A 21,328-nucleotide genomic window follows, 5' to 3' on the forward strand; every position below is an offset into this window, starting at 1 on the left:
CTTACGCCAGCCTGCCGCCAATCCTTTCGCTGATGGATGCCGCGACCCGCCGCACCATTGGAATCAGGGCTCGCAGTTGTGCTTCGTCGGTGTAGTCGGCCGTGCCCGTGACGCTGATGGCCGCCACGGTCTGGCCGCTGGCGTCGCGGATCGGCACCGCCACGCAGCGAATGCTGGGGGCGTCTTCCTCCAGGTCGAAGGCATAGCCGCCCACTGCGTAGCCGCGCATGCCGGCCAGCCACTTGTCGAGTGGGACGTGGACGTTGTTCCGCTGGGCATCGTAGGCGTAGCGCGCACGCCACTTCTCCTCGCTCTCGTCCAGGATCAGGGCCTTGCCCACGCCGGTCGAGCAGACCGGCTTGCGGCCGCCGATGCGGGAATTCACGCTGATCGCGCGCTGTCCGCCGATCTTGTCGAGGTAGATGATCTCGTCGCCGTCGAGCTGGGCGAGGTGGACGGTGTCCTTGGTCTGCTCGGCAAGCTGCTCCATGCCGGCGCGCGCGCTGCGTGTGATGTCCGAGTCGCGGTACGCAGCGAAGCCGAGCTCCAGCAGGCGAGGCCCCAGCCGGTAGCCGCGCCGGGGTTCGAAATTCAGGTAGCGAACCTGCACCAGCGCCGACGCCAGCCGGTGCGTCGTGCTGAACGGCAGCCCGGTGCGATCGGCGATTTCTTGCACGGTCAGGGCGCCGGCCGCGACGGCATCGACGACGTCCAGGCCGCGGAAAAGCGTCTGGCTGGCAAGGGTGCGAGTGGGGGAAGTCGTGTCGGTCATGCCATAAGTGTAACGCCGCCGGACCAGTGGTCGCGGCGGCGTCGGGGGGAACGGCTCAGGAAATTGCGTGGGCAGCTAAAGCCGGGCTCAGTCGTCCAGCAACTGGCCGCTGCGGTCCTTCGTGAAAGCTACGGCGACCAGTGAGACCGCGCCGCACAGGATCACGAACAGGCTCACCGGGATGTAGCTGCCGCCGTAGTACGCCAGCAGGGCCGTGGCGATCAGCGGCATCGGGCCGCCCACGATAGCCGCGCCGACCTGGTAGCCGAGCGAGACGCCGGTGTAGCGCACGTCAGGCGGGAAGCTCTCGGCGAAGAACGTCCCCAGTACCGAACCGTAGATCGGCCAGATCAGCGCGAAGCCGACGATCACCGCCAGCGCGCACAGCCACACCGAGCCCTGGTTCATCAGCCAGAAGAACGGCAGCACGTAGGCCATGGCGGCGACAGTGCCCAGCACGAACATCGTCTTGCGGCCGATGCGGTCCGACAGGCCGCCGTACACCAGCATCATCGGCGAGCCGATGACGGCGGCGGCCAGCACCATGTTCAGGGCATCGACGCGGGCATAGTGCAGGCCCACCAGGTACGACACCGTGAACGTGGCGAACAGGAAGAAGGTCGACGTCTCGACGAACTTGGCGCCGATCACCACCAGCACCGCGCGCCAGTGGTTCGTCACGGTCTCGACCAGTGGCACCTTCCTTTCGGTCTTGCTCGCCATCACGCGCTTGAATGACGGGGTTTCGTCCACGGTGTTGCGGATCCACATGCCGACCAGCACCAGTACGATCGACAGCACGAACGGAATGCGCCAGCCATAGGCATAGAACGCTTCCTCCGAGAAGGCGACGCTCAGGCCCGAGGTGATCAGATTGCCCAGCGCCAGGCCGACCAGTGCGCCGATCTGCGGCACCGCGCCGTAGAAGCCGCGACGCTTGGGCGGCGAATATTCCACCGCCAGCAGCAGGCCGCCGCCCCACTCGCCGCCCAGTGCCAGCCCTTGCAGCAGGCGCAGCAGCGTCAGGATGATGGGCGACCACACGCCGATGCTCTCGTAGGTCGGGGCCAGGCCGATGGCGACGGTGGACACGCCCATGATGCCAAGGGTCATGGCCAGCGTCTTCTTGCGGCCGATGCGGTCGCCGATATGGCTGAAGACGATGCCGCCGATCGGGCGGATCAGGAAGGCGAGCGCGAACGAGGCCAGGGCCAGCAACTGGCTGGTGACAGCGTCGGTCGCGGGAAAGAACAGCTTGCCGAACACCGTGGCCGACATGGTGCCGTACAGGAAATAGTCGTACCACTCGATGGTGCTGCCCACCGCGCTGCCCACCAGCGCGCGGCGGCGGTCGGTCGACGTGATCAGGGACTCCCTGGGTGCAGCCATGCCGCCCACATTGGAGCCGGTTACAGTCTGTCTCATTGTTCGTGTCTCTTTTGTATTGATGCGTTGCGCCCCGTCGGTTGTGCCACCGGGGCGCGGCGGATGCGGCAGGTTATGCCTTGTTCAGCAAGTCCAGTGCGACGTCGACGATCATGTCTTCCTGGCCGCCGACCATGCGGCGCTTGCCCAGTTCGACGAGGATGTCGACCGTCTTGATGCCGTACTTCTTCGCGGCGACTTCCGAGTGGCGCAGGAAGCTGGAGTACACGCCGGCGTAGCCCAGCGCCAGGGTCTCGCGGTCGACTCGTACCGGGCGGTCCTGCAGCGGACGGACCAGTTCGTCGGCGGCGTCCATCAGCGCGTAGAGGTCGGTGCCGTGGTCCCAGCCCATGCGGTCGGCGGCGGCGATGAACACCTCCAGCGGTGCGTTGCCGGCGCCGGCGCCCATGCCGGCCAGGCTGGCGTCGATGCGGTCGCAGCCTTCCTCGACGGCGACGATGGAGTTCGCCACGCCCAGCGACAGGTTGTGGTGCGCGTGCATGCCGGTCGTGGTCGACGGGTCGAGCACGGCCTTCAGGGCGCGGAAGCGGGCGCGCACGTCGTCCATGCCCAGCGCGCCGCCGGAGTCGACCACGTAGATCGTGGTGGCGCCGTAGCTTTCCATCTTCTTGGCCTCGACCGCCAGGTTCTCCGGCGTGGTCATGTGGCTCATCATCAGGAAGCCGACCGTGTCCATGCCAAGTTCACGGGCGCGCTCGATGTGCTGGCGCGAGACGTCGGCCTCGGTGCAGTGCGTGGCCACGCGCACGATGCGCGCGCCGGCCTTGTAGGCGTTGTCCAGGTCGTGGATGGTGCCGATGCCGGGCAGCAGCAGCGTGGCGATCCGCGCGTGCGAGATCTCGCCGGCCACCGCCTCGATCCACTCCAGGTCGGTGTGGGCGCCGAAACCGTAGTTGAAGCTGGAGCCCTGCAGGCCGTCGCCGTGCGCGACCTCGATGGAGTCGACGCGGGCCTTGTCGAGCGCGCGGGCGATGTCCCTGACGTTCTGGATCGAGTACTGGTGGCGGATGGCGTGGCTGCCGTCGCGCAGCGTCACGTCGGAAATGTAGAGCTTCTTGCCGGGGTTGAAAGGCATGGCGGGTGTCTCCTCAAGCGGTCAGAACGGACTGCGCCATGCGCTCGGCGGTGGCCAGCGCGGCGGAGGTCATGATGTCGAGATTGCCGGCGTAGGCAGGCAGGTAGTGGGCGGCGCCCTCGACCTCCAGGAAAACCGAGGTCTTCAGGCCGCTGAACTTGCCGAGGCCGGGGATGTTGAGCGGGGCGCTGGCCGGGATCTCGTCGAACTGGACCTTCTGCTTGAGGCGGTAGCCGGGCACGTACTGCTGCACGGCGGCGGCCATTTCCTCGATGGAGGCTTCCACTTCCACACGGTTGGCGGCGGCGCTCAGCACGTAGACGGTGTCGCGCATGATGAGCGGCGGCTCGGCGGGGTTCAGCACGATAATGGCCTTGCCTTTGGCGGCGCCGCCGATCACCTCGATGGCCCTGGAGGTGGTTTCCGTGAATTCGTCGATGTTGGCGCGCGTGCCGGGACCGGCCGACTTGCTGGAAATCGACGCAACGATCTCGGCGTAGTGCACCTTCGCCACGCGCGACACGGCTGCCACCATCGGGATCGTGGCCTGGCCGCCGCAGGTGACCATGTTGACGTTCAGCGCGTCGAGACAATGCTCCAGGTTCACCACGGGCACGCAGTACGGGCCGATGGCCGCGGGCGTCAGGTCGATCATGCGGATGCCCGGCTTGACTTCGCGCAGGCGGGCGTCGTTCTTCACGTGGGCGCCGGCGCTGGTGGCGTCGAACACGACGTCGATGTCGGCGAATCCCGGCAGCCCGATCAGACCTTCCACGCCCTCATGCGTGGTCGCCACGCCCATGCGGGCGGCGCGCGCCAGGCCGTCGGATGCCGGGTCGATCCCGACCATGGCGCCCATTTCCAGGTGCTTGCCGTGGCGCAGGATCTTGATCATCAGGTCCGTGCCGATGTTGCCCGATCCGATGATCGCGGCCTTGAGTTTCTTCGTTACCAATTGAGCCTCCTTTGGTGCACCGCTGCTGCCTGCCCTTCTTGCGGGTGCCGGGGGTGAGTCAGCCGTGTGCGGATTCGCGCTGTGCGTTGGCGGGTCTGTACTGCGGGCGAAGATTAACCCGCGGCTTCGTAATTATCAACTTATGAGAAACTTTCTTATATGTTGAGAAATTAAAGGTGCGAATAGTGCCCGCGAAGCAGAGGGTCAGCTGAAATAGTGGTACGTAGGACACTCAAACGGAGCGCGGGGCGGGGGCTTTGCGACGGCGGCGGGTAGCGTCGGAGGAGGAAATCATTTCCGCAGGCTTTGCCGCCGGCGGCGCGGTTTGCATCGTTCCCGAATCGGACGCTCTCCAGTCGACAGGCTCGACACCTTCAATGCACGGCCGAGCATCTACAAGCCCGAGTCGATGGCGGTGGGAACTCCCAAAGCAATATCGTGGCCGCCCTCATCACAAGGAATACGTAGAGCGGCTCATGCGCCGGAGACGGTGGCACCACCCTTGGGTCTTCAAGAGCCTGCTTCGTTCAGGCGGGGCGGTGAACCCGCCGACCCCCGCTGCCGCCGGCACCGATTGCTGAAATCCACGCTTGGACTCCTTCGGTCGCCCCGTCACGCCCGTCTGGCTGCGGCCAGCGGCTGGACCGCTTCCGAAGTGCCTTAGGTCACTGCCGAGGGCGGGCTGCCTGTAGTTCCCGATATAGGGACGCACGGCTGATGCCAAGCAACGCTGCAGCCTTGTTACGGTCCTGGCCGCAATGTCGAAGCGCGGTCTGGATCATGGCGTGCTTCTGCCGTTCGAGGTGCGTGTGAAGGTCGAAGGTCGCCACTTCTGTCGCCGATTGAGGGGGGGCCGCGCCCTGAGCGGCGGGGATATCGACTTTCCCGTCAAGGTTGTAGCGAATCAATACCCCTTCTAACTCACGCACATTGCCTGGCCACCGATGCTGCAGCAGTGCTTCCATTACGTCGTCTAGCAAGGGCCTGGGATCCAGGCCGTGCCGCGCAAGGAGCCGTGCATAGATCTGGGTGACCAGTCCCCGCAGATCGCTGCGGTCCCGCAGCGGCGGCAACAAAACACGGAACATGGAGAGCCTGTAGTAGAGATCCGCTCGGAAACGGCCGGTCTCGACAGCTTGCGCAAGGTCGCGGTGGGTGGCGCAGATGATGCGAACGTCGATGTCCAGCGGAGATGTCCCGCCCACGCGTACTATCTGCTGGTGTTGAATGGCACGCAGTAGGCTGGTCTGCAGCGCCATAGGCATGTCGCCGATCTCGTCGAGGAACAGCGTGCCGCCGGAAGCCAGTTCAAACTTGCCCGGCTTTCCGCGACTCGACGCACCAGTGAACGCACCCCCCTCGTAGCCGAACAGTTCCGCGTCGATCAATTGCTCAGGGATCGAGGCGCAGTTGACCCAGACAAAAGGCCGCTGGGCACGATCCGAGCCGCTGTGGATGGCATGCGCGGCAAGCTCCTTGCCGGTGCCGGTCTCTCCTTGCAAGAGGGTCGGAAACGCATGCGAGGATGCCACGCGGATCTGTTGCCGCAATGCGTCCATCTCCGGGCCGGTGCCAAGGATATCGTCAGCCGTATGCTGGGTGGTCCAGCCGCTGCGGGCATTCTGCAGAGCGATGCCTGGCGTAAATGCCAGGGCGTAAGTGCGCTTGAGCAGTTCGTAGTTGGAAAAGAGCGCGAGGCCAACGGCACCGACGATACGCCCCTCATGCAGGACCGGAACCTGCCGGGTGATCAGCTTGCAGCCCCGAACCTGCAGCGGCGCGCCGCCCACCACTTCCTCGCCGCGCGCCACCTTGTGCAGGCGCGTGTGCGGAGAGACCACCTCAGTGATATGCCGTCCAAGAAAATCCGCCTCAGTGCCGCCCAGCAACTTGCAGTAAGGCTCATTGATCAGAACGATCTGTCCTTCGGTATCCACCGCAACGAGGCAGTCAGAGACATGATCGAGCACGAGCTTCAGGAATGACGCCTGGCTGTCACTGTTGCCGGAAAGTTCGGGGAAGGGCATGGCACACTATCTCAATGATGAGACGCCTCGTCTCGCTCTTTAGATTAGGCAGCCATCGGCGGGCAGTCAACAGGAGGCATGCCGACCGCCCGCGCCTTGTCGCCGCGTTAGGCGCGCATGTCGCGCCCGCGCGTCTCTGGCAGCCGCCATGCGCCGATGACGAAACAGACCGCAGCCACGATGACGGTATAAAGCAGGCCGTCAAAGATATCGCCGGTCCGCACCACGACCGCCGTCGCGATGAACGGCGCGAAGCCGCCGATCCAGCCATTGCCAAACTGCAGTGCTACTGATACGCCGCTGTAGCGCACCTGCGTGGGAAACAGTTCGACCAGGCACGCGCCGAGCGGGCCATAGACCATGGTCGCGAGCAGTACCAGAACGAACAGCAGTCCGATCATGCGGGGCGCATCAACGCGCGCCGGATCTGCTTTCAGCGGCATGCCCGCGGCCACCAGGTCAGCCTTGAGCCGAGTCTCATCAAAGCCCGCTGTGAGCTTGCCATTCAGGACGATTTCAAGCGGGCCGTCGCCGGGCTTGGCAACATAGGGCACGGCATTGGCGGAAAGAAAGGCTTTGGCGCGCGTGCACGGCGTGGTCAGCTTGGGATTGAACAGTTGGCCGAGAAAAGACTGCTCCTCCCGGCAATCGCCGCCCTGGACCACCACGCTGGTTCGCTCGCGAAACTCGGCGAGTTGCGGATTCCCATAGGTAGTCAGCCCCTTGAAAATCGGTATGAACAGCAGCGCAGATAACAGGCAGCCTGTCAGCATGATCCACTTGCGGCCAATCCGGTCTGACAGCCGGCCGAATACGACGAAAAACGGTGTGCCTAGCACCAACGCGACGGTCAGGTACAGGTACGCCGACTGGTAGTCAAGCTTGAGCGTCGAGGTCAGGAAGTAGAGACTGTAGAAGTGGCCGGTATACCAGATCACCGCCTGGCCTGCGACGATGCCAAAGATCGCCAGCAAGACTAGCCGCAGGGTCTTGCGATCGCCGAAGATGTCCCGGATCGGATTGCGCGAGGTCTTGCCATGGGCCTTCATTTCGGCAAACACAGGCGACTCATGCAGGCGCAGTCGGATATACAGTGAAACCACCAGCAGTCCGATCGACAGCACGAACGGGATGCGCCAACCCCAGGCCGCGAACGCGGTCTCGGACATGATCTGCCGCAACGCCATGATGATCAACAGTGACATCAGCAGCCCTACGGTTCCCGTGATCTGCAGCCAGCTTGTCATCAGGCCGCGGTCCCTTGCCGTCGAATGCTCGGCAATATAGGTCACCGCGCCGCCAAACTCACCCCCGACCGCCAGGCCCTGCAGAAGCCGCAGCGTGACCAGCGTGGCAGGGGCCAGCCAACCGATGGTCTCATAGGTGGGCAACAATCCGACGGCCGCGGTAGCCAGTCCCATGATCAGCATCGTCACAAGGAAGGTGTATTTGCGGCCAATGGTGTCGCCGAGCTTGCCGAACACAATGGCACCGAACGGGCGCAGCACAAAGCCCGCGCCGAAGGTGGCCAGCGACGCAAGCACCGCCGCGGTTTCGTTGCCCTTGGGGAAAAACAAGCTGCCGAAGAATACGGCGAGGCTTCCATAGATAAAAAAATCGTACCACTCGAATACCGTGCCCAAGGCTGCGGCCAGGACGACCTGGCGCGATTCCCGGGTGTTGACTGCCGACGGCTGCGCGGCGATGGTTCCTGCTGACATGATGGAGCTCCTAAATGGCAGGTATGCGTGAAGAGGGCGCTTCAGCAGGTCTGTTCGGCAAGGAACGCGCCGAGGACGGCATTGAATGCCTGCGGCGCTTCCAGCATCGGGAAGTGGCCGGCGCCTTCAACCATGTGCAGCCTCGCTCCGGGAATGCCTGCAGCGAGTTGCACGGACTCCCGCGGCGGTGTGATGGTGTCTTCGGTCCCGCAGATGACGAGCGTAGGCAATGCGATGCCCGACAGGCGATCGCGCGTATCGCTGCCGTTCAGCGAAACGATTGCCTGACGGGCGACATGCTCAGGTGTCTGCACTACCTCGCCCTTGCCGAAGTCGATGAGTTCGCGGCTGGCCGATGGCGCGAACGACCGCTCGATGACGTTCTGGCTCGCCTTGGCAACGCCGTACACATCGATGGCCTCCAGCACGCGCGCCGCGTCGACGTCTTCGCCCAGGCCATGCGGGGTTGCACCGACCAGAACGAGTCCCCGCAGCAGCGATCCATGCTTGAGCGCGAAGAGCTGCGAAACTGTGCCGCCCATCGACAGTCCCACTAGGACCGCGTCCTTGAGACCCAGCGTGGTGAAAACCGCATGCAGGTCGTCTACGAAAGCTGCCATCGTATAGGCACGCTCACGCGGCGCCGGTGAGATCCCATGGCCGGGCAAGTTGATGCAGACCACCGTGTGGTTCGCCGACAGGTCCTCTGCCTGCGACTTCCAAAACTCACTGGTGGTGGTGAATCCATGACAAAACACCACTGCCGGGCCTTGCCCGGACACCCAAGCACACACATCGCCGATTGCCACGAGTTTCTTCTGGACCATTGCTTGTCACCTCCATTTTGTGCGCATGTTCGGCACGCGCACTATGCGCGGGCCGGCTGCCCAAGGGACTTCGCAATCGGCATGCCACCGCCGTCGGTAATGTTATGTTTTTTGGTAAGCCATTGATTCAATGGTGATTATTTAGTTTTGGAGGCGCCACGTATGAGCCCATACGTGTGCGATGGCAACGCGATTATCCAAGAGCTGCGACTGGATGCGTCTCAAGACCGAGACAAAACTTGCCGGCGCCCGGCGAGCAAGGCCACTTCAGCGACGCGTGCTTGTGTAGGGGCGAGCAGGTTCACTAGACCCGTGCGAGCCCACAGGTGCACTACTGTGTCCAGTTGGTGCTATCGCGTTGAGCTTGGCTTGCGAGTAGGCAGATAGGTCGGCTCCTTTTGCTGGCTTCCCTTCTCATTCTCTATTGCCGACCCGACCCGTTCCAGCGCGCCGCATCCACTGTGCAAGACTGAGGCGACTGCCTGCGCCTAGCCAGAGCCCGCCTCTTCCAGCAACCATTCCTTGAACGCCTGTACCGGTGCATGCTGGGCGCTCTCCTTCCTGTGAACTAGGTAGTACGCTAACTCGCACCCCTGAACGTATTCAAAGGGCTTTATAAGGCGCCCCTCCGCCAGGTCGCGCTCGACCAGCGTTGTTCTGCCAAGTGCGACGCCGTGTCCAGAGATTGCTGCCTGAACCGCCATCGCGGAATCATTGAGTTGAAGGCCGCGGTCGGTATCGACAACATTTCCATACCCCGCGTGGAGTAGCCACGAGCGCCACGAGGGAAAGATGCCGAAGCCAATCATCGACGTGTCATGTATCAAGGCATGATGCTTCAGGTCGCTCGGCTCTCGCAATGCGCTGGGACCCTGTAAAAGGGTTGGGCTGCATACCGGAAAGAACTCGTCGCGCAGCAGAAACGTCGACGTGACATCCGGCGATGCGCCAGCACCATATCGGATGCCGATATCGATCCGTTCGGAGGTGAAATCGACCAAGCGGCCACTGGTCTCGATCCGCAGATCGTAATAAGGATGGCGCCGCTGAAAGCGGTCAACCCGCCACAGGAGCCATTTTTCCGCAAATGCCGGCGGGACCGTCACGGTAAAGATAATGCGTGACTTGCTCGCTTTCAGTCTCTCTACCGCGTTTGAAAGGAGATCGAAGCCGCCTTGAAGGTCTGGCAGCGCAGCACGTGCGGCATCCGTTAATGCCAGTCGCGACGGCCCGGAGCTGGAACGGTGGAACAGTTCAATATCGAATAGCTTTCGAGGCCGCGAATGAGTTGCCCGATCGCCGCGGGCGTCACGTTCAACTCTGCATTCCACCCATCTCTTGAGATGAAGGTTCGACAAGTGAATATCTGCTTGAGCCCATTCCTATAGAATCGGGATCATGTCAAAGAAACGGGCTTCAATGGAGTGGATAGGGCTAGGGCTGATCCCGCCTGACCCTCAGGGACTGCCCAGACTGTCCAGTGCAAGACGTCCACCGTTGCTCTCTGCGAAGTCGCGCAAAGTATGCCGCTCGGTAAAGCATCGGCGGGGTCACGGGGACATGATGGGCTGCCGATTGCCTCCTGTCCCCTTAAGCCTGGTCGCCGTTTTGCCGTTAATACAGCGATGTCCTTGACTCGCGTGACTGTGCAATTCGTATACGGCGCCCTGCTGGCGATGGCGGCGGTGCTCACCGCGCCTGCCTGCGCGTTCGCATTCCCCGATCGCCCCGTGCACCTGGTTGTCCCCTTCAGTCCTGGCGGGACCAGCGACACGATTGCGCGCGTGCTGGCCGACAAACTACAGGACAGGCTAGGCAAGCCAGTTCTGGTGGAGAATCGGCCCGGCGCATCCACCGTGACCGCGGCGGAGCGGGTGGCAAAGGCGCTGCCAGACGGGTACACACTGCTGCTGGCCAGCTCGACGACATTCGCCTTGCTGCCTGCCCTGCGACCTCATCTGGCCATCGCCGCGGAAGGCGCGTGGGCGCCTGTCGGCCTCGTCGCGGAAACGCCGGTCATCTTGTCGGTCAGGACCGGCTCGGATATCCAGTCCTTTGCCGGACTGCTGGCACAAGCGCGCGCCCGGCCGGGCATGGTCACCTATGGCACCACTGGCCCAGGGACGGCGCCACACCTCATCGGCGCCATGATTGCCACTACGTTTCAGCTCGATATGCTGCCCGTCGCTTATCGGGGCAGCACGCAAGTGCTTGCAGACGTCCTGGGCGGGCGGATCGATCTGAGCATTGACCCGGTCGGTACCGCGAGGCGCTATATCGATACGGGCTCGCTGCGACCGCTGGCGACCAGCGCTACGGCACGGCTATCTCAGTATCCGGAAGTCCCCACCTTTGCCGACCTTGGCATAGCGAACCCTTGCGGTTCGTTCTGGTTCGGCGTGGCAGGCCCGCGCGGCATCCCGCAGATGGTGCTGCAACGGCTGCAATCGGAACTGCAGGCGGTGCTGAATGACCCGGATCTGGAGAAGGCGCTCGCCCGGCACTCGATTGCCGTCGTGCGAGGCGATGCGGAGGCCTTCCGCCGGCGGGTCCGCGTCGAGACCGCTCGCTATCGGCAGTTGGCAGAGGACGCCGGGATCGTTATTGAGTAGGTTCTGCTCCGCCGGGAATGGGTAGCCCGATTGGCCCCCGATCACCTTGCTCGCCTTTCGACACGGACCTGGTCGTCGCCACTCGCGCGCATTCCATAAAAAAAGGGCAGCGTGAGCTGCCCCTTCTTGCGTCTGGGAGGTCGCGCTGCTTACAGCGCGGCGTCCTTCAGCTTCTTCATGGCACGGACCTTAACCTTCACGGTTGCCGGCTTGGCTGCGAACCACTGGTCTTCGCCGGTGAACGGGTTCTTGCCGAAGCGCTTCTTCGTCGCCGGTACCTGCGTGGCCACGACCTTCAGGAGGCCCGGCAGGGTGAATTCACCGGCGCCCTTCTTGTGCACGGCGCTCAGGATGGTGGTCTCCAGATGCGCGAGCACGGTCTTGACGGTCTTGGCATCCAGTTCGGTCTGGGCGACCAGGTGGGCCAGCAGACTGGACTTGTTGAACGTGTCCTTCAGCGGCTTGGCAACCGGCGCAGCGGCTGCGGCCTTCTTGGCCGGTGCGGCTACCGTCTTGGCCGGGGCAGCGGCCTTCTTTGCAGCGGGCTTGGCAGGGGTCTTCGCGGTGGGTTTTGCTTTGGTTGCCATGTGGGCAGGATCCTCGGATAAGCGGAAATGGCCGCCGGCGGCGGCTAGGCGAGAATATAGCGAATTTTTCGCATCGTGGGCAGACGTTTGTGTCGTCAGGCCGCCTGTAGCGTGGCGGCAATGCGTTCGCAGGTGCGATTGCCCGAAGGCCCCGGCAGCTCGCCGACGCGCTTCGCGAGAGCGTCCTTCCTGCGAGCAAAGCCGGCGGCAATAGGTGTCGGGCGCAATGCGAGGGCGCATCTCGTCGACTTCGAGATCGATCGCTGCGGGTGCCACACGGCGGATCCCCCCCGGGCTCATGCCTTCCTGCCGGAGAGTTCCACCGCTTCAGCGGGCCGCGACCGGCGGCGCGGCAGGCGTGCCGGCCGGCGCGCGATCGGTTCGCGCGATGCGCCGTTGCGCCCATTCGGCGACGAACAACGCCACCGTGATGAAGACCGCGCCGACCAGGCCGAGGGCGTGACGGTCGAACAAGGTGATGGCGGCCCCGCCGATAAGACCCGACATCGACACGCCGACGTAAATGGCGGCCGAGTTCAGCCCCAGCAGGAGCGGCGCCGCGCTGGGCGTGACGCTGATCAGGCGGTGTTGCTGTGGCACCAGCAGGCCCCAGCCGCACAGGCCCCACACGATGAGGGCGGGCACGGCTGTCACAAGCGAGGCCGAGGTCCATGGCAACAGCACGAAGTCCAGCGCGACGATGGCGATCGCAGCGTTGATGATGCGGCGGCCGCCGAAGCGGTCGGTCAGCCTGCCCGCAGCCAGGTTGCCGGCCGTCGCGGCCACGCCCCAAAGCAACAGCAGCACCGCCAGCACGCGCGCGTCGCCGCCCGTGGCGCGGTCGAAGCTCAAGCCGATATACGTGTAGACCAGGAACAGGCCCGCGTACACCAGCCAGGTGGTCAGAAGCGTCAGCAGCACGCGCGCCTCACCCAGCGGCGCGAGCCGGCGCGCGAGGCTGACGGCCGGCGGCGTCGGGATGTCCGGCAAGCGCCAGGCCACGCCCAGCGCGGCCACCGTGCCGACGGCGGCGACGAACCACATGGTCGCGCGCCAGTCCAGCCAGCCGCCGATGAAGGTGCCCAGCGGCGCGCCCAGCGCCGTCGCGCTGGACAGGCCGGCGATGACGATGGCGAGTGCCCGGCCACGCTGCTCGGGCGGCACCAGCGACGCGCCGGTGGCCGTCGCCGTCGGGCTGAACATGGCTGCGCCCAGGCCAGCCAGCAGCCGGCTCGCCAGCACGAGCTCGATGCCTGGCGCCAGGGCGGTCACGACATTGCCGAGCACGAAGATCGCCAGGCCGGTGAGCAGCAGCCGCTTGCGCGGCCAGTGCGCGGCCGCCGCGGCGATGACCGGTGACAGCAGCGCATAGCTCAGCGCGTAGAGGGTGACCATCTGCCCGGCGAGCGCGACGGACACGCCTAGCGAGGCGGATACCTGCGACAGCACGCCGGCAACGACAAAGCTGTCGGTGCCGATGGCGAACATGCCGCAGGCCAGAACGAGGAGGCGTCTATCCATGGGGAAATCCTTGGCGGCGCGCGGCCGCTTGCAGGCTGTCAGCCTGATAAGTTTTGTGACGAAACTTACGATATCAGGTCAAGTTGCGTCGTGCAACTTTTTTACTTAACATGGCTCCATGTACCGAAAAACCTTTGATGGCATGAACTGTTCGATTGCCCGCGCGCTCGAACAGGTCGGCGAGTGGTGGACTCTGCTCATCGTGCGCGAATGCGCGCTGGGTACGACACGCTTCGACGACTTCCAGGACCACCTGGGCATCGCGCGCAACGTGCTCACCGCGCGATTGAACCGCCTCATCGAGCACGGCGTGCTGGACAAGGTGCTGGCCGAGGGCAGCGAGCGGCGCACCGAATACCGGCTGACGGAAAAGGGCGAGGCGCTCTATCCGGTGCTCATCGCGCTGATGCAATGGGGCGACAAGTGGTGCGGACATGAAGCGCCGCTGCGGCTCGTCGAGCACAGCAGCGGCCTGCCCGTCGAACCGATAGGCCTGCGCGTGGGAGAGCGCATGCTTGGGATACGCGACGTGCGGGTCGAAGCCGGCGAGGGCGCGACGGCGAAGACGGCGGAGACGATCAAGGCCCGCAACCGGGCCATCCTCGGCGTGGAGTGAGCCACTTTCCCCCGGCAGCCGATTGCCGGGGCGCCGGCGCTTGTCTCATGAGTTGCGCCGGGTGGACTTGCCGGATCCGGCCTTGGCCGGTTCCGGGTTCCTGCCGCCGCGTCCAGCCGCCCAGCCGTTCTTCTGCCCAGCCGTTCAGCGGTTCAGCCATTCAGCAATGGCAACGGCAATGTCGTCGCCACCACCAATCCCTCCATGCCTTTCGGGCTGGCTTTCATGGCCGGCTTCCGTCTCCATACGCCTTTCTCGCTTGCGTATCGTCGGCCAGTTGCCGCAGGCGGTCGTTGTCGCCGCGGTGGCGACGAACTTGCCTTGACCTTGCACGGGGCGTGTCGAGAATGGCTTGCGGGACGATCAGCGGATCGTCCATTGATGCGTGGCGACTTACCCCTTTCACCCGTCGGGGTACGCGTGCTAGTGACGGCAACGTGCGCTATCGTTTCACGTTAGCTTGATCTTTGACCGCGAGACGCCATCCCTCGTCCAGAGCGGGAGGGCGTTGGCCTAACCTTGTTTGGGGAGCAACTCAGATGTCCGAATTCCGTTCCGAAACTGACTCGATGGGCGCCATCGACGTCCCCGCAGATCGATACTGGGGCGCGCAGACGCAGCGTTCCACCATCAATTTCCCCATCGGCGTAAGCCGGTTCCGCTGGCAACGGCCGGTCATCCGTGCCCTGGGGATCCTCAAGCGGGCGGCGGCCGAGGCCAATGCCGAGCTGGGCGAGTTGCCCAAGGATCTGGCCAGCCTGATCGTGCGGGCGGCGGACGAAGTCATCGCCGGCAAGCTGGACGATCACTTCCCGCTGGTGGTGTTCCAGACCGGATCCGGCACGCAGTCGAACATGAATGCCAACGAGGTGATCTCGAACCGGGCCATCGAGATTGCCGGCGGCGAGCTGGGCAGCAAGAAGCCGGTGCATTCCAACGACCACGTGAACCGTGGCCAGAGCTCCAACGATACCTTCCCCACGGCAATGCACATCGCGGTGGTGGAGCAGATCTACACCAAGCTGCTGCCGGCGGTGGAAGCCCTGCGGGACACGCTCGCGGCCAAGGCCACGGCGTACAAGGATATCGTCAAGACCGGCCGCACCCACCTCCAGGACGCCACGCCGATCACGCTCGGCCAGGAGATCAGCGCCTGGGTCGCGCAGATCGATTTCGGCCTGAACGCGGTCAAGACCGCGCTGCCAGGCCTGCTGGAACTGGCGATCGGCGGAACGGCCGTGGGGACGGGCCTGAATGCGCATCCGCAGTTCGGCGCGCGCGCGGCGGCCTATATTGCCACGCTGACCGGCCATCCTTTTGTCGATGCGCCCAACAAGTTCTTTGCCCTGTCCGCGCACGATGCGCTGGTGCAGACCTCGGCCGCGCTGCGCACCCTGTCCGGCGGCCTGATGAAGATGGCGAATGACGTGCGCTGGCTGGCATCGGGGCCGCGTTGCGGCATCGGCGAGCTGAATATTCCCGAGAACGAGCCGGGTTCGTCGATCATGCCGGGCAAGGTCAATCCGACCCAGTGCGAAGCGATGACCATGGTCTGTGCGCAGGTGTTCGGCAACGATGCCACGGTGGCGTTCGCCGGCAGCCAGGGCAACTTCCAGCTCAATGTGTACAAGCCGGTGATGGTGCACAACGTGCTGGAAAGCATCGAGCTGATTGCCGACGCAAGCCTGGCCTTCAACGACCATTGCGCGGTCGGCATCGAGCCGAACCTGCCGAAGATCGCGGAGAACCTCGACAAGAACCTGATGCTGGTGACGGCATTGAACCGCCATATCGGTTACGACAAGGCAGCGGCAATCGCCAAGAAGGCGCACAAGGAAGGGCTGACGCTCAAGGCGGCGGCGCTGGCGCTGGGCTATCTGAGCGAGGAAGAATACGCCCGCTGGATCGTGCCCATCGAGATGACGCATCCGAGCGCCTGATACCTCAGGCGCGCCGGATCCGGATCCGGACCCACGGCCCGGCTGCCCGACGTAACGGGCGGGCTGGGCCGCGTTGATGCGCAGCGCAACGACAAGCGCCTCGATCAGCTTGGTTCCGTTCAATTCTTCCGTTCGGTTCAGATCGGAGTCATCCCTGACGTTGGCCAGCGCCTCGGCGGCATCACAACATCCTGTCGATCAAGGCGCAGCCCTGGGGCCGAAGCCCGAATAGGGCTTCAGCGCGATCACCGTGGGCGCTTGCAGGAAACCGGATTTCACCAGCGGAAGGGCGGAGAACGAGCGCTCCAGGCTTTGCGCATCGTCGCTCTCGGCGATGATGCAGGCGCCCCCGTCGCCGCGCAGCCAGATTTGCCTGACGACGCCATCCAGGTAGAGATGGCGGATGACCTCGGACTCGGCTTCGCGCTCCGCGAGGGTGGGGATGTCTTCAGGGATGGGCGAGGTACGGGCAACCAGAACAAGAAACTGCATGGGTATCTCCTGTGTGCGGATCGTTTGCTGCTTGCGAAGTGGCGCCGCCCGCGCCGTTGCGGCGCGGACGGGTGCCGGGCGGGATCAGGCCTTCGACAGTTCGCCGTCGGTCAGCCGCCAGAGGCCGCGCGGGTTGTCGTGCCGGAGCGCCTCCGGCAACAGCTCGTCCGGGAAGCCCTGGTAGCAGACGGGCCGGAGAAATCGTTCGATCGCACTCATGCCAACCGACGTGAACCGGCTATCGGAGGTGGCCGGAAACGGACCGCCGTGAATCGATGCGTAGGAAACCTCCTGCGGATGCGCGAACGCATTGATGACGATGCGGCCGGTGCGGCGTTCGAGGATGGGCAAGAGCCGCGTAGCCAGCGCATGATCGGCGCGCTCGAGATGCATCGTCGCCGAGAGCTGGCCCCGGAACCGCCTGGCGATGGCGATCAGTTGCTCGTCGTCCTTGACGCGCACCAGCAGTGCCGCGGGTCCGAAGACCTCTTCGAGCAATGCCGGCTCGTCGAGCAGGCGCGCGCCGTCCACCTCGAACAGGAATGACTGGCCGTCCCACTCGCCTTCGGGCCCGGCGCCCGCCGCGATCTCTTCTGCGCCTGCGTCGAGCTGACGACCCACGTTCTTGCGGTACGCCATGTTGATGCCTGGCGTGAGCATCGTGCGAGACCGCATCGCCTTGACGCGGGCAATCATCGCCTGCTTCAGTTCGCTGTAGCCCACGCCGTCGATGGCGAGCAGGATTGCGGGCTTCAGGCAAGCCTGGCCCACGTTCACCAGCATGCGTTCGGCAAAGCCGTCGCCAATCTCACCGGCACGCGAGAAGAGCGCGATAGGCAGCACGAACGTGGGATTGACGCTGGTCATCTCGGTGAAGACAGGGATCGGATCCGGACGCTGCTGTGCACGCCGGTATAGCGCCATCCCGCCAGCCTCCGAGCCGGTGAAGGTCACGCCCTTGACGAGCGGATGATCCACCAGCGCTTCGCCGATCGCATTGCCACCGCCGCGCAGCAGGGAGAAGACACCTTCGTGCAGGCCCGAGTCTCTTACGGCCTGCTGGATGACGCGGCCCATGATTTCCGATCCGCCGGGATGCGCGTTGTGTGCCTTCAGGATGACGGGACATCCGGCTGCCAGCGCCGATGCCGTGTCGCCGCCGGCGACCGAGTACGAGATGGGGAAATTGCTTGCCCCGAAGATTGCAATCGGACCGAGGCCGATCTTCTGCATGCGGTGATCCATGCGCGGGCGCGGTTGACGCTCCGGCTGCGCGGGATCGATCGTCGCCTGCCGGAAGCGCCCCTGGCGCACCACCGTCGCAAACTGCCGGAACTGGGTAGCGGCCTTTGCGGCTTCCCCGGCAAGCTGGGCGGCGGGCAGGCCGGTTTCCAGCGCGGTGCGTTCGGCCAGCGCCTGGGCATTGGCGTCGAGTCCGTCGGCAATGCGTTCCAGGAACGCTGCGCGCACCTCCAGGCTTGTGCTGTTGTAGCTGTCGAACGCGTCGTCGGCCAGTTGCGCCGCGCGATTGACTTCATCGAGTCCGCCGAACGCGAAGGCTGGCGCGAACTCGAGATTGCTTGCCGGGTTCAGCGCCTGCATGCTGCCCGCCGTGGCGCCCACTTCCTGCGCGCCGATGAGGAGATTGCCTGTGAGGTTCATGCTGCGTTCTCCTGCGAGGCGACGGGAAGGGCGGTAACCAGTTCGGCGGTGGTCAGGATTTCGTGGGCAAAGGTCGGGCCGTTCAGATGATGCGCGGCATGCATCATTTCCTTGCTGAAAGCAGCCGTGGCATCGCGCACGAGCGTGACGTGATAGCCAAGCTCCATGGCGAAGCGTGCCGTCGACTCGATGCAGGTGTTGGCCAGCAGGCCCACGACGATCACATGCGTGATGCCGTGCTGCTTGAGCTGGAAGTCGAGGTCGGTATTGGCGAACCCGCTCTGGCCCCAGTGTTCCTGGATGACGATGTCACCATCCTGCGGCACGAAGTCCGGATGCCATTCGCCGCCCCACGTGCCCTTGGCGAAAGTGTGGCGCTGCTGGACCAGGCGCTGCGTGGGATTCGGGTGGTCCCAGTTGTCGTAATCGCCTGGCTGCCAGCGCCGATGCGGTACGTAGAACACCTGGATGCCGGCGTCGCGCGCTGTCGCCACGGATGCGCGCAGGTTGTCGAGCAGGCGAACGTCGTCTGCCACGTTCCTGAGCATCGGGAACAGCTTGCCGCCGTCGGATAGGAAATCGTTATACGGATCCACCAGCAGCAGGCCGGTGCGCTCCGCGGGATACACGGGATTAGCCATTTCAGTACTCCATTCAGAAAGCATGTGCGACCGGGGTCGCATTTCGCAGTGGCGCCGGACTGCTTTGTTCGGGATGGGCGACGTCTCGCGCATCGGTACGTCCCAGTATAACTATGAAAATCATAGTGTCAAGAAACACAAGGCTTGCAGCCCGATCAGGGAGCAGATAGCAAGTCCAGGAACTGTGTTACTATGAAATCAATAGTTAGTGTTGGAGGGTGGTCGTGGCACATGCAACGCAGGAGAGGGCGGATACGGTATGCCCGGTGGCGCGCTCGGTAGATGTCGCGGGCGACCGGTGGACGATCCTTGTACTGCGGGAGCTGTACATGGGCGCCACGCGGTTCGAGGAAATTCAGATCCAGACCGGCGCTACGCCACAGATGCTGACTTCGCGGCTCAAGGCGCTTGAAGCGGATGGCATGGTCGAACGCCAGCCGTACAGCGAAAAGCCGTTGCGCCACGAATACCGCCTGACGGACAAGGGGTGGGCGTTCTACCCGGTGATCTACGCGCTACGGGCGTGGGGCGAAACGTGGTGCAAGGACAAGGATGAGGAAGTGGCGATGCATTTCGTGCATCGCGCATGCGGCCACGATGTCGGCCTGGCCAGCGTATGTCCGCACTGCGGCATCCCCGTGGAGCGCAAGGATCTCGTGGCTTCGACCGGCCGTCATTTCGCGGCGGAACGCGAAGCCCGGCGCGTTGCCTTCAAGTTGAAGTAATCGCGCCAGCGCCCGGCGCTGTCGAAGCGTCCTTGACGCTCTAGCGGCCCCGGCCCCGGCGGCGGCGGCTGCGGGCATGCGCGGCGACACGAGCCTGCAAGCATTGGCAATCCGGGCTACTCTCTGCGCTTCCAGCCTTCATATCGGACGGGTCGCGCAGCATGTCCGCCGCCCGCCAGGAAAACCATGAAACAACCGCTCAGAATCGATTTTGTCTCGGATATCGCATGCCCATGGTGCGCTATCGGCCTGTCCTCGCTCCAGCTTGCGCTATCGCGCCTCGGCGACGCCGTCGACGCCGAGATTGTCATGCATCCCTTCGAACTGAATCCGCAGATGGGGCCGGACGGTGAGGACATCGTCGACTATCTCGGCAAGAAGTATGGGCGCACGCAGGCCCAGATCGCCGAGACCCAGGCCACGATCCGCGAGCGTGGCGCCAGCGTCGGCTTTGCCTTTGGCCCGCGTACGCGGGTCTACAACACCTTCGATGCGCACCGCCTGCTGCATTGGGCCGGCATGGAGGGCAGGCAGTTGCCGCTCAAGCTGGCACTGCTGCAGGCTTACCATGGCGAGGGAAAGGATCCAAGCAGCCACGATGTCCTGGTCGAAGCGGCGGAATCGGCAGGACTCGACGCCGCGCAGGCGCGCCACATATTGCAGAGCGGTGACTATGCCGATGAGATTCGGGCCGAAGAACGGGAATACCAGGCAATGGGTATCCAGTCGGTGCCCTCGGTCATTTTCAACAACCGCTACCTGGTGACCGGCGGACAACCCGTGGAAGCCTTCGAGCAAGCCATCCAGCGGATCCTGGCCGAGGCGTAGCCGCGAGATCTCCGCGCCGCAACGGCGGCTCGCCACACCAGGGCTGCCCGCGGGCGGGATGCTGACCGGAATGCGCCGGCCCGATCGGCCCGGTCTTCTGTCTGCTCCGCCGCCTCAAGTGCATTGTCTGCTTCGATGCCGGGATAGCGCATGGCGCTCTGCGCCCGCCTCTATCTACGCCCCCGCACGCGGTGCCACGCCGGCGCCCTCGATGCCGTGGCGTCGCAGCGCATCGGCGACGAAGCCCGAAGCCTTCATGTCTTCGATGAAGCTGCCGAGCCAGGCCCGCGCGGCGCCGCGCCCCTTCGGTACACCCATGGCCTGCTCGATCACCATGAAGCGGCCGGGCAGCAAGCGCACGCCACCAACGCGCCGGGCATCCGCCTCAAGCTGCTGTTTCACGCCGGCGGCAACGTCCAGGCGCTGGGCAAGGAACATGTCGGTGACTGCCGGCGAGGTCGGCGCGCGCACCAGCGTGGCCGCCTTCAGTTCGCGCGTGAGGAACAGATCGTAGGCACTACCGCGGCCCACCACTACCCGGGTTCCCGCGTGGTCCACCTCGTCGTTGCGCTGCAGGGCCGAATCGTTGCGCACAAGGTAGGCGCCTTCGATGATCACGTATGGCGCCGTGTATTCGATATCCGCCGCGCGGACCGGGTCGATCGCAACGAACGCGAGGTCCACTTGCCGGGCCTTGACGGCGTCAACCACGCTGCCTGCCGAAGCAAACGGCACCAGCTCGAGCGCCAGGCCGAGGCGGCGCGCTGCTTCACGCGCGAGATCTACCGATACACCCTGGAGCTCGCCGTTCGCGGCGCGGCTCGCGAGGATCGGATTGCCGAGGTTGATGGCCGCGCGCATTGTTCCGCTGCCGCCCAGTT

At 64.5% G+C, this 21,328-nt stretch carries 20 protein-coding genes; 5 read left to right on the top strand and 15 right to left on the bottom strand.

All coding sequences use genetic code 11. From position 1 onward, the window contains the following. Position 1: 1 nt before the first annotated feature. The 8 genes from AB4Z48_RS30705 to AB4Z48_RS30740 all read right to left on the bottom strand — a co-directional run bounded on the left by AB4Z48_RS30705 (position 2) and on the right by AB4Z48_RS30740 (position 10,181). A complete protein-coding gene (locus AB4Z48_RS30705) occupies positions 2-772 on the bottom strand; it encodes an IclR family transcriptional regulator (RefSeq protein WP_441620992.1) in 771 nt (256 codons plus the stop codon). 87 nt (positions 773-859) lie between these two features. After that, positions 860-2,197: an MFS transporter gene (locus AB4Z48_RS30710; RefSeq protein ID WP_441620993.1), complete on the bottom strand. Its 1,338-nt coding sequence runs from the start codon at positions 2,195-2,197 to the stop codon at positions 860-862. A gap of 73 nt (positions 2,198-2,270) precedes the next feature. Further along, positions 2,271-3,293, bottom strand: a complete 1,023-nt coding sequence (dmpG, locus tag AB4Z48_RS30715; protein ID WP_441620994.1) for a 4-hydroxy-2-oxovalerate aldolase — start codon at positions 3,291-3,293, stop codon at positions 2,271-2,273. 13 nt (positions 3,294-3,306) lie between these two features. Further along, positions 3,307-4,248, bottom strand: coding sequence for an acetaldehyde dehydrogenase (acetylating) (locus tag AB4Z48_RS30720; RefSeq protein WP_441620996.1), 942 nt, complete (start codon positions 4,246-4,248; stop codon positions 3,307-3,309). Between the two features lie 665 nt (positions 4,249-4,913). After that, complete coding sequence (locus AB4Z48_RS30725) at positions 4,914-6,275, bottom strand: sigma-54 interaction domain-containing protein (protein ID WP_441620998.1); 1,362 nt, start codon at positions 6,273-6,275, stop codon at positions 4,914-4,916. A 107-nt stretch (positions 6,276-6,382) separates the two neighbouring features. Continuing rightward, positions 6,383-7,996 (bottom strand): MFS transporter, encoded by a 1,614-nt coding sequence (locus tag AB4Z48_RS30730; RefSeq protein WP_441621000.1) that lies wholly within the window; start codon positions 7,994-7,996, stop codon positions 6,383-6,385. 41 nt (positions 7,997-8,037) lie between these two features. Further along, positions 8,038-8,823 carry an alpha/beta fold hydrolase gene (locus AB4Z48_RS30735; protein ID WP_441621002.1) on the bottom strand — a complete coding sequence of 262 codons (786 nt, stop codon included), beginning with the start codon at positions 8,821-8,823 and terminating at the stop codon, positions 8,038-8,040. Between the two features lie 488 nt (positions 8,824-9,311). Beyond that, positions 9,312-10,181, bottom strand: coding sequence for a LysR substrate-binding domain-containing protein (locus tag AB4Z48_RS30740; protein WP_441621004.1), 870 nt, complete (start codon positions 10,179-10,181; stop codon positions 9,312-9,314). Positions 10,182-10,469: 288 nt separating this feature from the next. On the opposite strand from AB4Z48_RS30740, the gene AB4Z48_RS30745 reads away from it, so the two are divergent. Further along, positions 10,470-11,435, top strand: coding sequence for a Bug family tripartite tricarboxylate transporter substrate binding protein (locus AB4Z48_RS30745; protein ID WP_441621005.1), 966 nt, complete (start codon positions 10,470-10,472; stop codon positions 11,433-11,435). Positions 11,436-11,584: 149 nt separating this feature from the next. Here the strand turns inward: AB4Z48_RS30745 and AB4Z48_RS30750 are convergent, their stop codons facing one another. Together AB4Z48_RS30750 and AB4Z48_RS30755 are read right to left on the bottom strand one after the other, a co-directional pair. After that, the gene (locus AB4Z48_RS30750) at positions 11,585-12,022 is read right to left on the bottom strand and encodes an HU family DNA-binding protein (protein ID WP_441621007.1); all 438 of its coding nucleotides are present in this window, start codon (positions 12,020-12,022) and stop codon (positions 11,585-11,587) included. Positions 12,023-12,349: 327 nt separating this feature from the next. After that, the gene (locus AB4Z48_RS30755; protein ID WP_441621009.1) at positions 12,350-13,543 is read right to left on the bottom strand and encodes an MFS transporter; all 1,194 of its coding nucleotides are present in this window, start codon (positions 13,541-13,543) and stop codon (positions 12,350-12,352) included. 142 nt (positions 13,544-13,685) lie between these two features. Here AB4Z48_RS30755 and AB4Z48_RS30760 point away from each other — a divergent pair, with 142 nt between their 5' ends. Further along, positions 13,686-14,159 (top strand): winged helix-turn-helix transcriptional regulator, encoded by a 474-nt coding sequence (locus AB4Z48_RS30760; protein WP_441621011.1) that lies wholly within the window; start codon positions 13,686-13,688, stop codon positions 14,157-14,159. A 144-nt stretch (positions 14,160-14,303) separates the two neighbouring features. Here AB4Z48_RS30760 and AB4Z48_RS30765 read toward each other — a convergent pair whose 3' ends face one another. Then, positions 14,304-14,492: a hypothetical protein gene (locus AB4Z48_RS30765; RefSeq protein ID WP_441621013.1), complete on the bottom strand. Its 189-nt coding sequence runs from the start codon at positions 14,490-14,492 to the stop codon at positions 14,304-14,306. A gap of 206 nt (positions 14,493-14,698) precedes the next feature. Between AB4Z48_RS30765 and fumC the strand changes: the two genes are divergently transcribed. Beyond that, on the top strand, positions 14,699-16,099 hold the full coding sequence (gene fumC / locus AB4Z48_RS30770) for a class II fumarate hydratase (protein ID WP_441621015.1): 1,401 nt from the start codon (positions 14,699-14,701) through the stop codon (positions 16,097-16,099). Positions 16,100-16,297: 198 nt separating this feature from the next. Here fumC and AB4Z48_RS30775 read toward each other — a convergent pair whose 3' ends face one another. From AB4Z48_RS30775 to AB4Z48_RS30785, 3 genes are all read right to left on the bottom strand, one after another. After that, a complete protein-coding gene (locus tag AB4Z48_RS30775; protein ID WP_441621017.1) occupies positions 16,298-16,591 on the bottom strand; it encodes a hypothetical protein in 294 nt (97 codons plus the stop codon). A gap of 84 nt (positions 16,592-16,675) precedes the next feature. After that, on the bottom strand, positions 16,676-18,253 hold the full coding sequence (locus AB4Z48_RS30780) for an aldehyde dehydrogenase (NADP(+)) (protein WP_441621019.1): 1,578 nt from the start codon (positions 18,251-18,253) through the stop codon (positions 16,676-16,678). Next, positions 18,250-18,894 (bottom strand): isochorismatase family cysteine hydrolase, encoded by a 645-nt coding sequence (locus tag AB4Z48_RS30785; protein ID WP_441621020.1) that lies wholly within the window; start codon positions 18,892-18,894, stop codon positions 18,250-18,252. The genes AB4Z48_RS30780 and AB4Z48_RS30785 overlap by 4 nt, the downstream gene beginning before the upstream one ends. 224 nt (positions 18,895-19,118) lie before the next feature. Between AB4Z48_RS30785 and AB4Z48_RS30790 the strand changes: the two genes are divergently transcribed. Together AB4Z48_RS30790 and AB4Z48_RS30795 are read left to right on the top strand one after the other, a co-directional pair. Further along, the gene (locus AB4Z48_RS30790; RefSeq protein WP_441621022.1) at positions 19,119-19,619 is read left to right on the top strand and encodes a winged helix-turn-helix transcriptional regulator; all 501 of its coding nucleotides are present in this window, start codon (positions 19,119-19,121) and stop codon (positions 19,617-19,619) included. 186 nt (positions 19,620-19,805) lie between these two features. After that, positions 19,806-20,447 carry a DsbA family oxidoreductase gene (locus tag AB4Z48_RS30795; RefSeq protein ID WP_441621024.1) on the top strand — a complete coding sequence of 214 codons (642 nt, stop codon included), beginning with the start codon at positions 19,806-19,808 and terminating at the stop codon, positions 20,445-20,447. 174 nt (positions 20,448-20,621) lie between these two features. Here AB4Z48_RS30795 and AB4Z48_RS30800 read toward each other — a convergent pair whose 3' ends face one another. Continuing rightward, positions 20,622-21,308 (bottom strand): ABC transporter substrate-binding protein, encoded by a 687-nt coding sequence (locus tag AB4Z48_RS30800; RefSeq protein ID WP_441621083.1) that lies wholly within the window; start codon positions 21,306-21,308, stop codon positions 20,622-20,624. Positions 21,309-21,328: the final 20 nt, after the last annotated feature.

This window comes from Cupriavidus sp. 2TAF22 (genome assembly GCF_052115045.1).
Taxonomy (GTDB): Bacteria; Pseudomonadota; Gammaproteobacteria; order Burkholderiales; family Burkholderiaceae; genus Cupriavidus.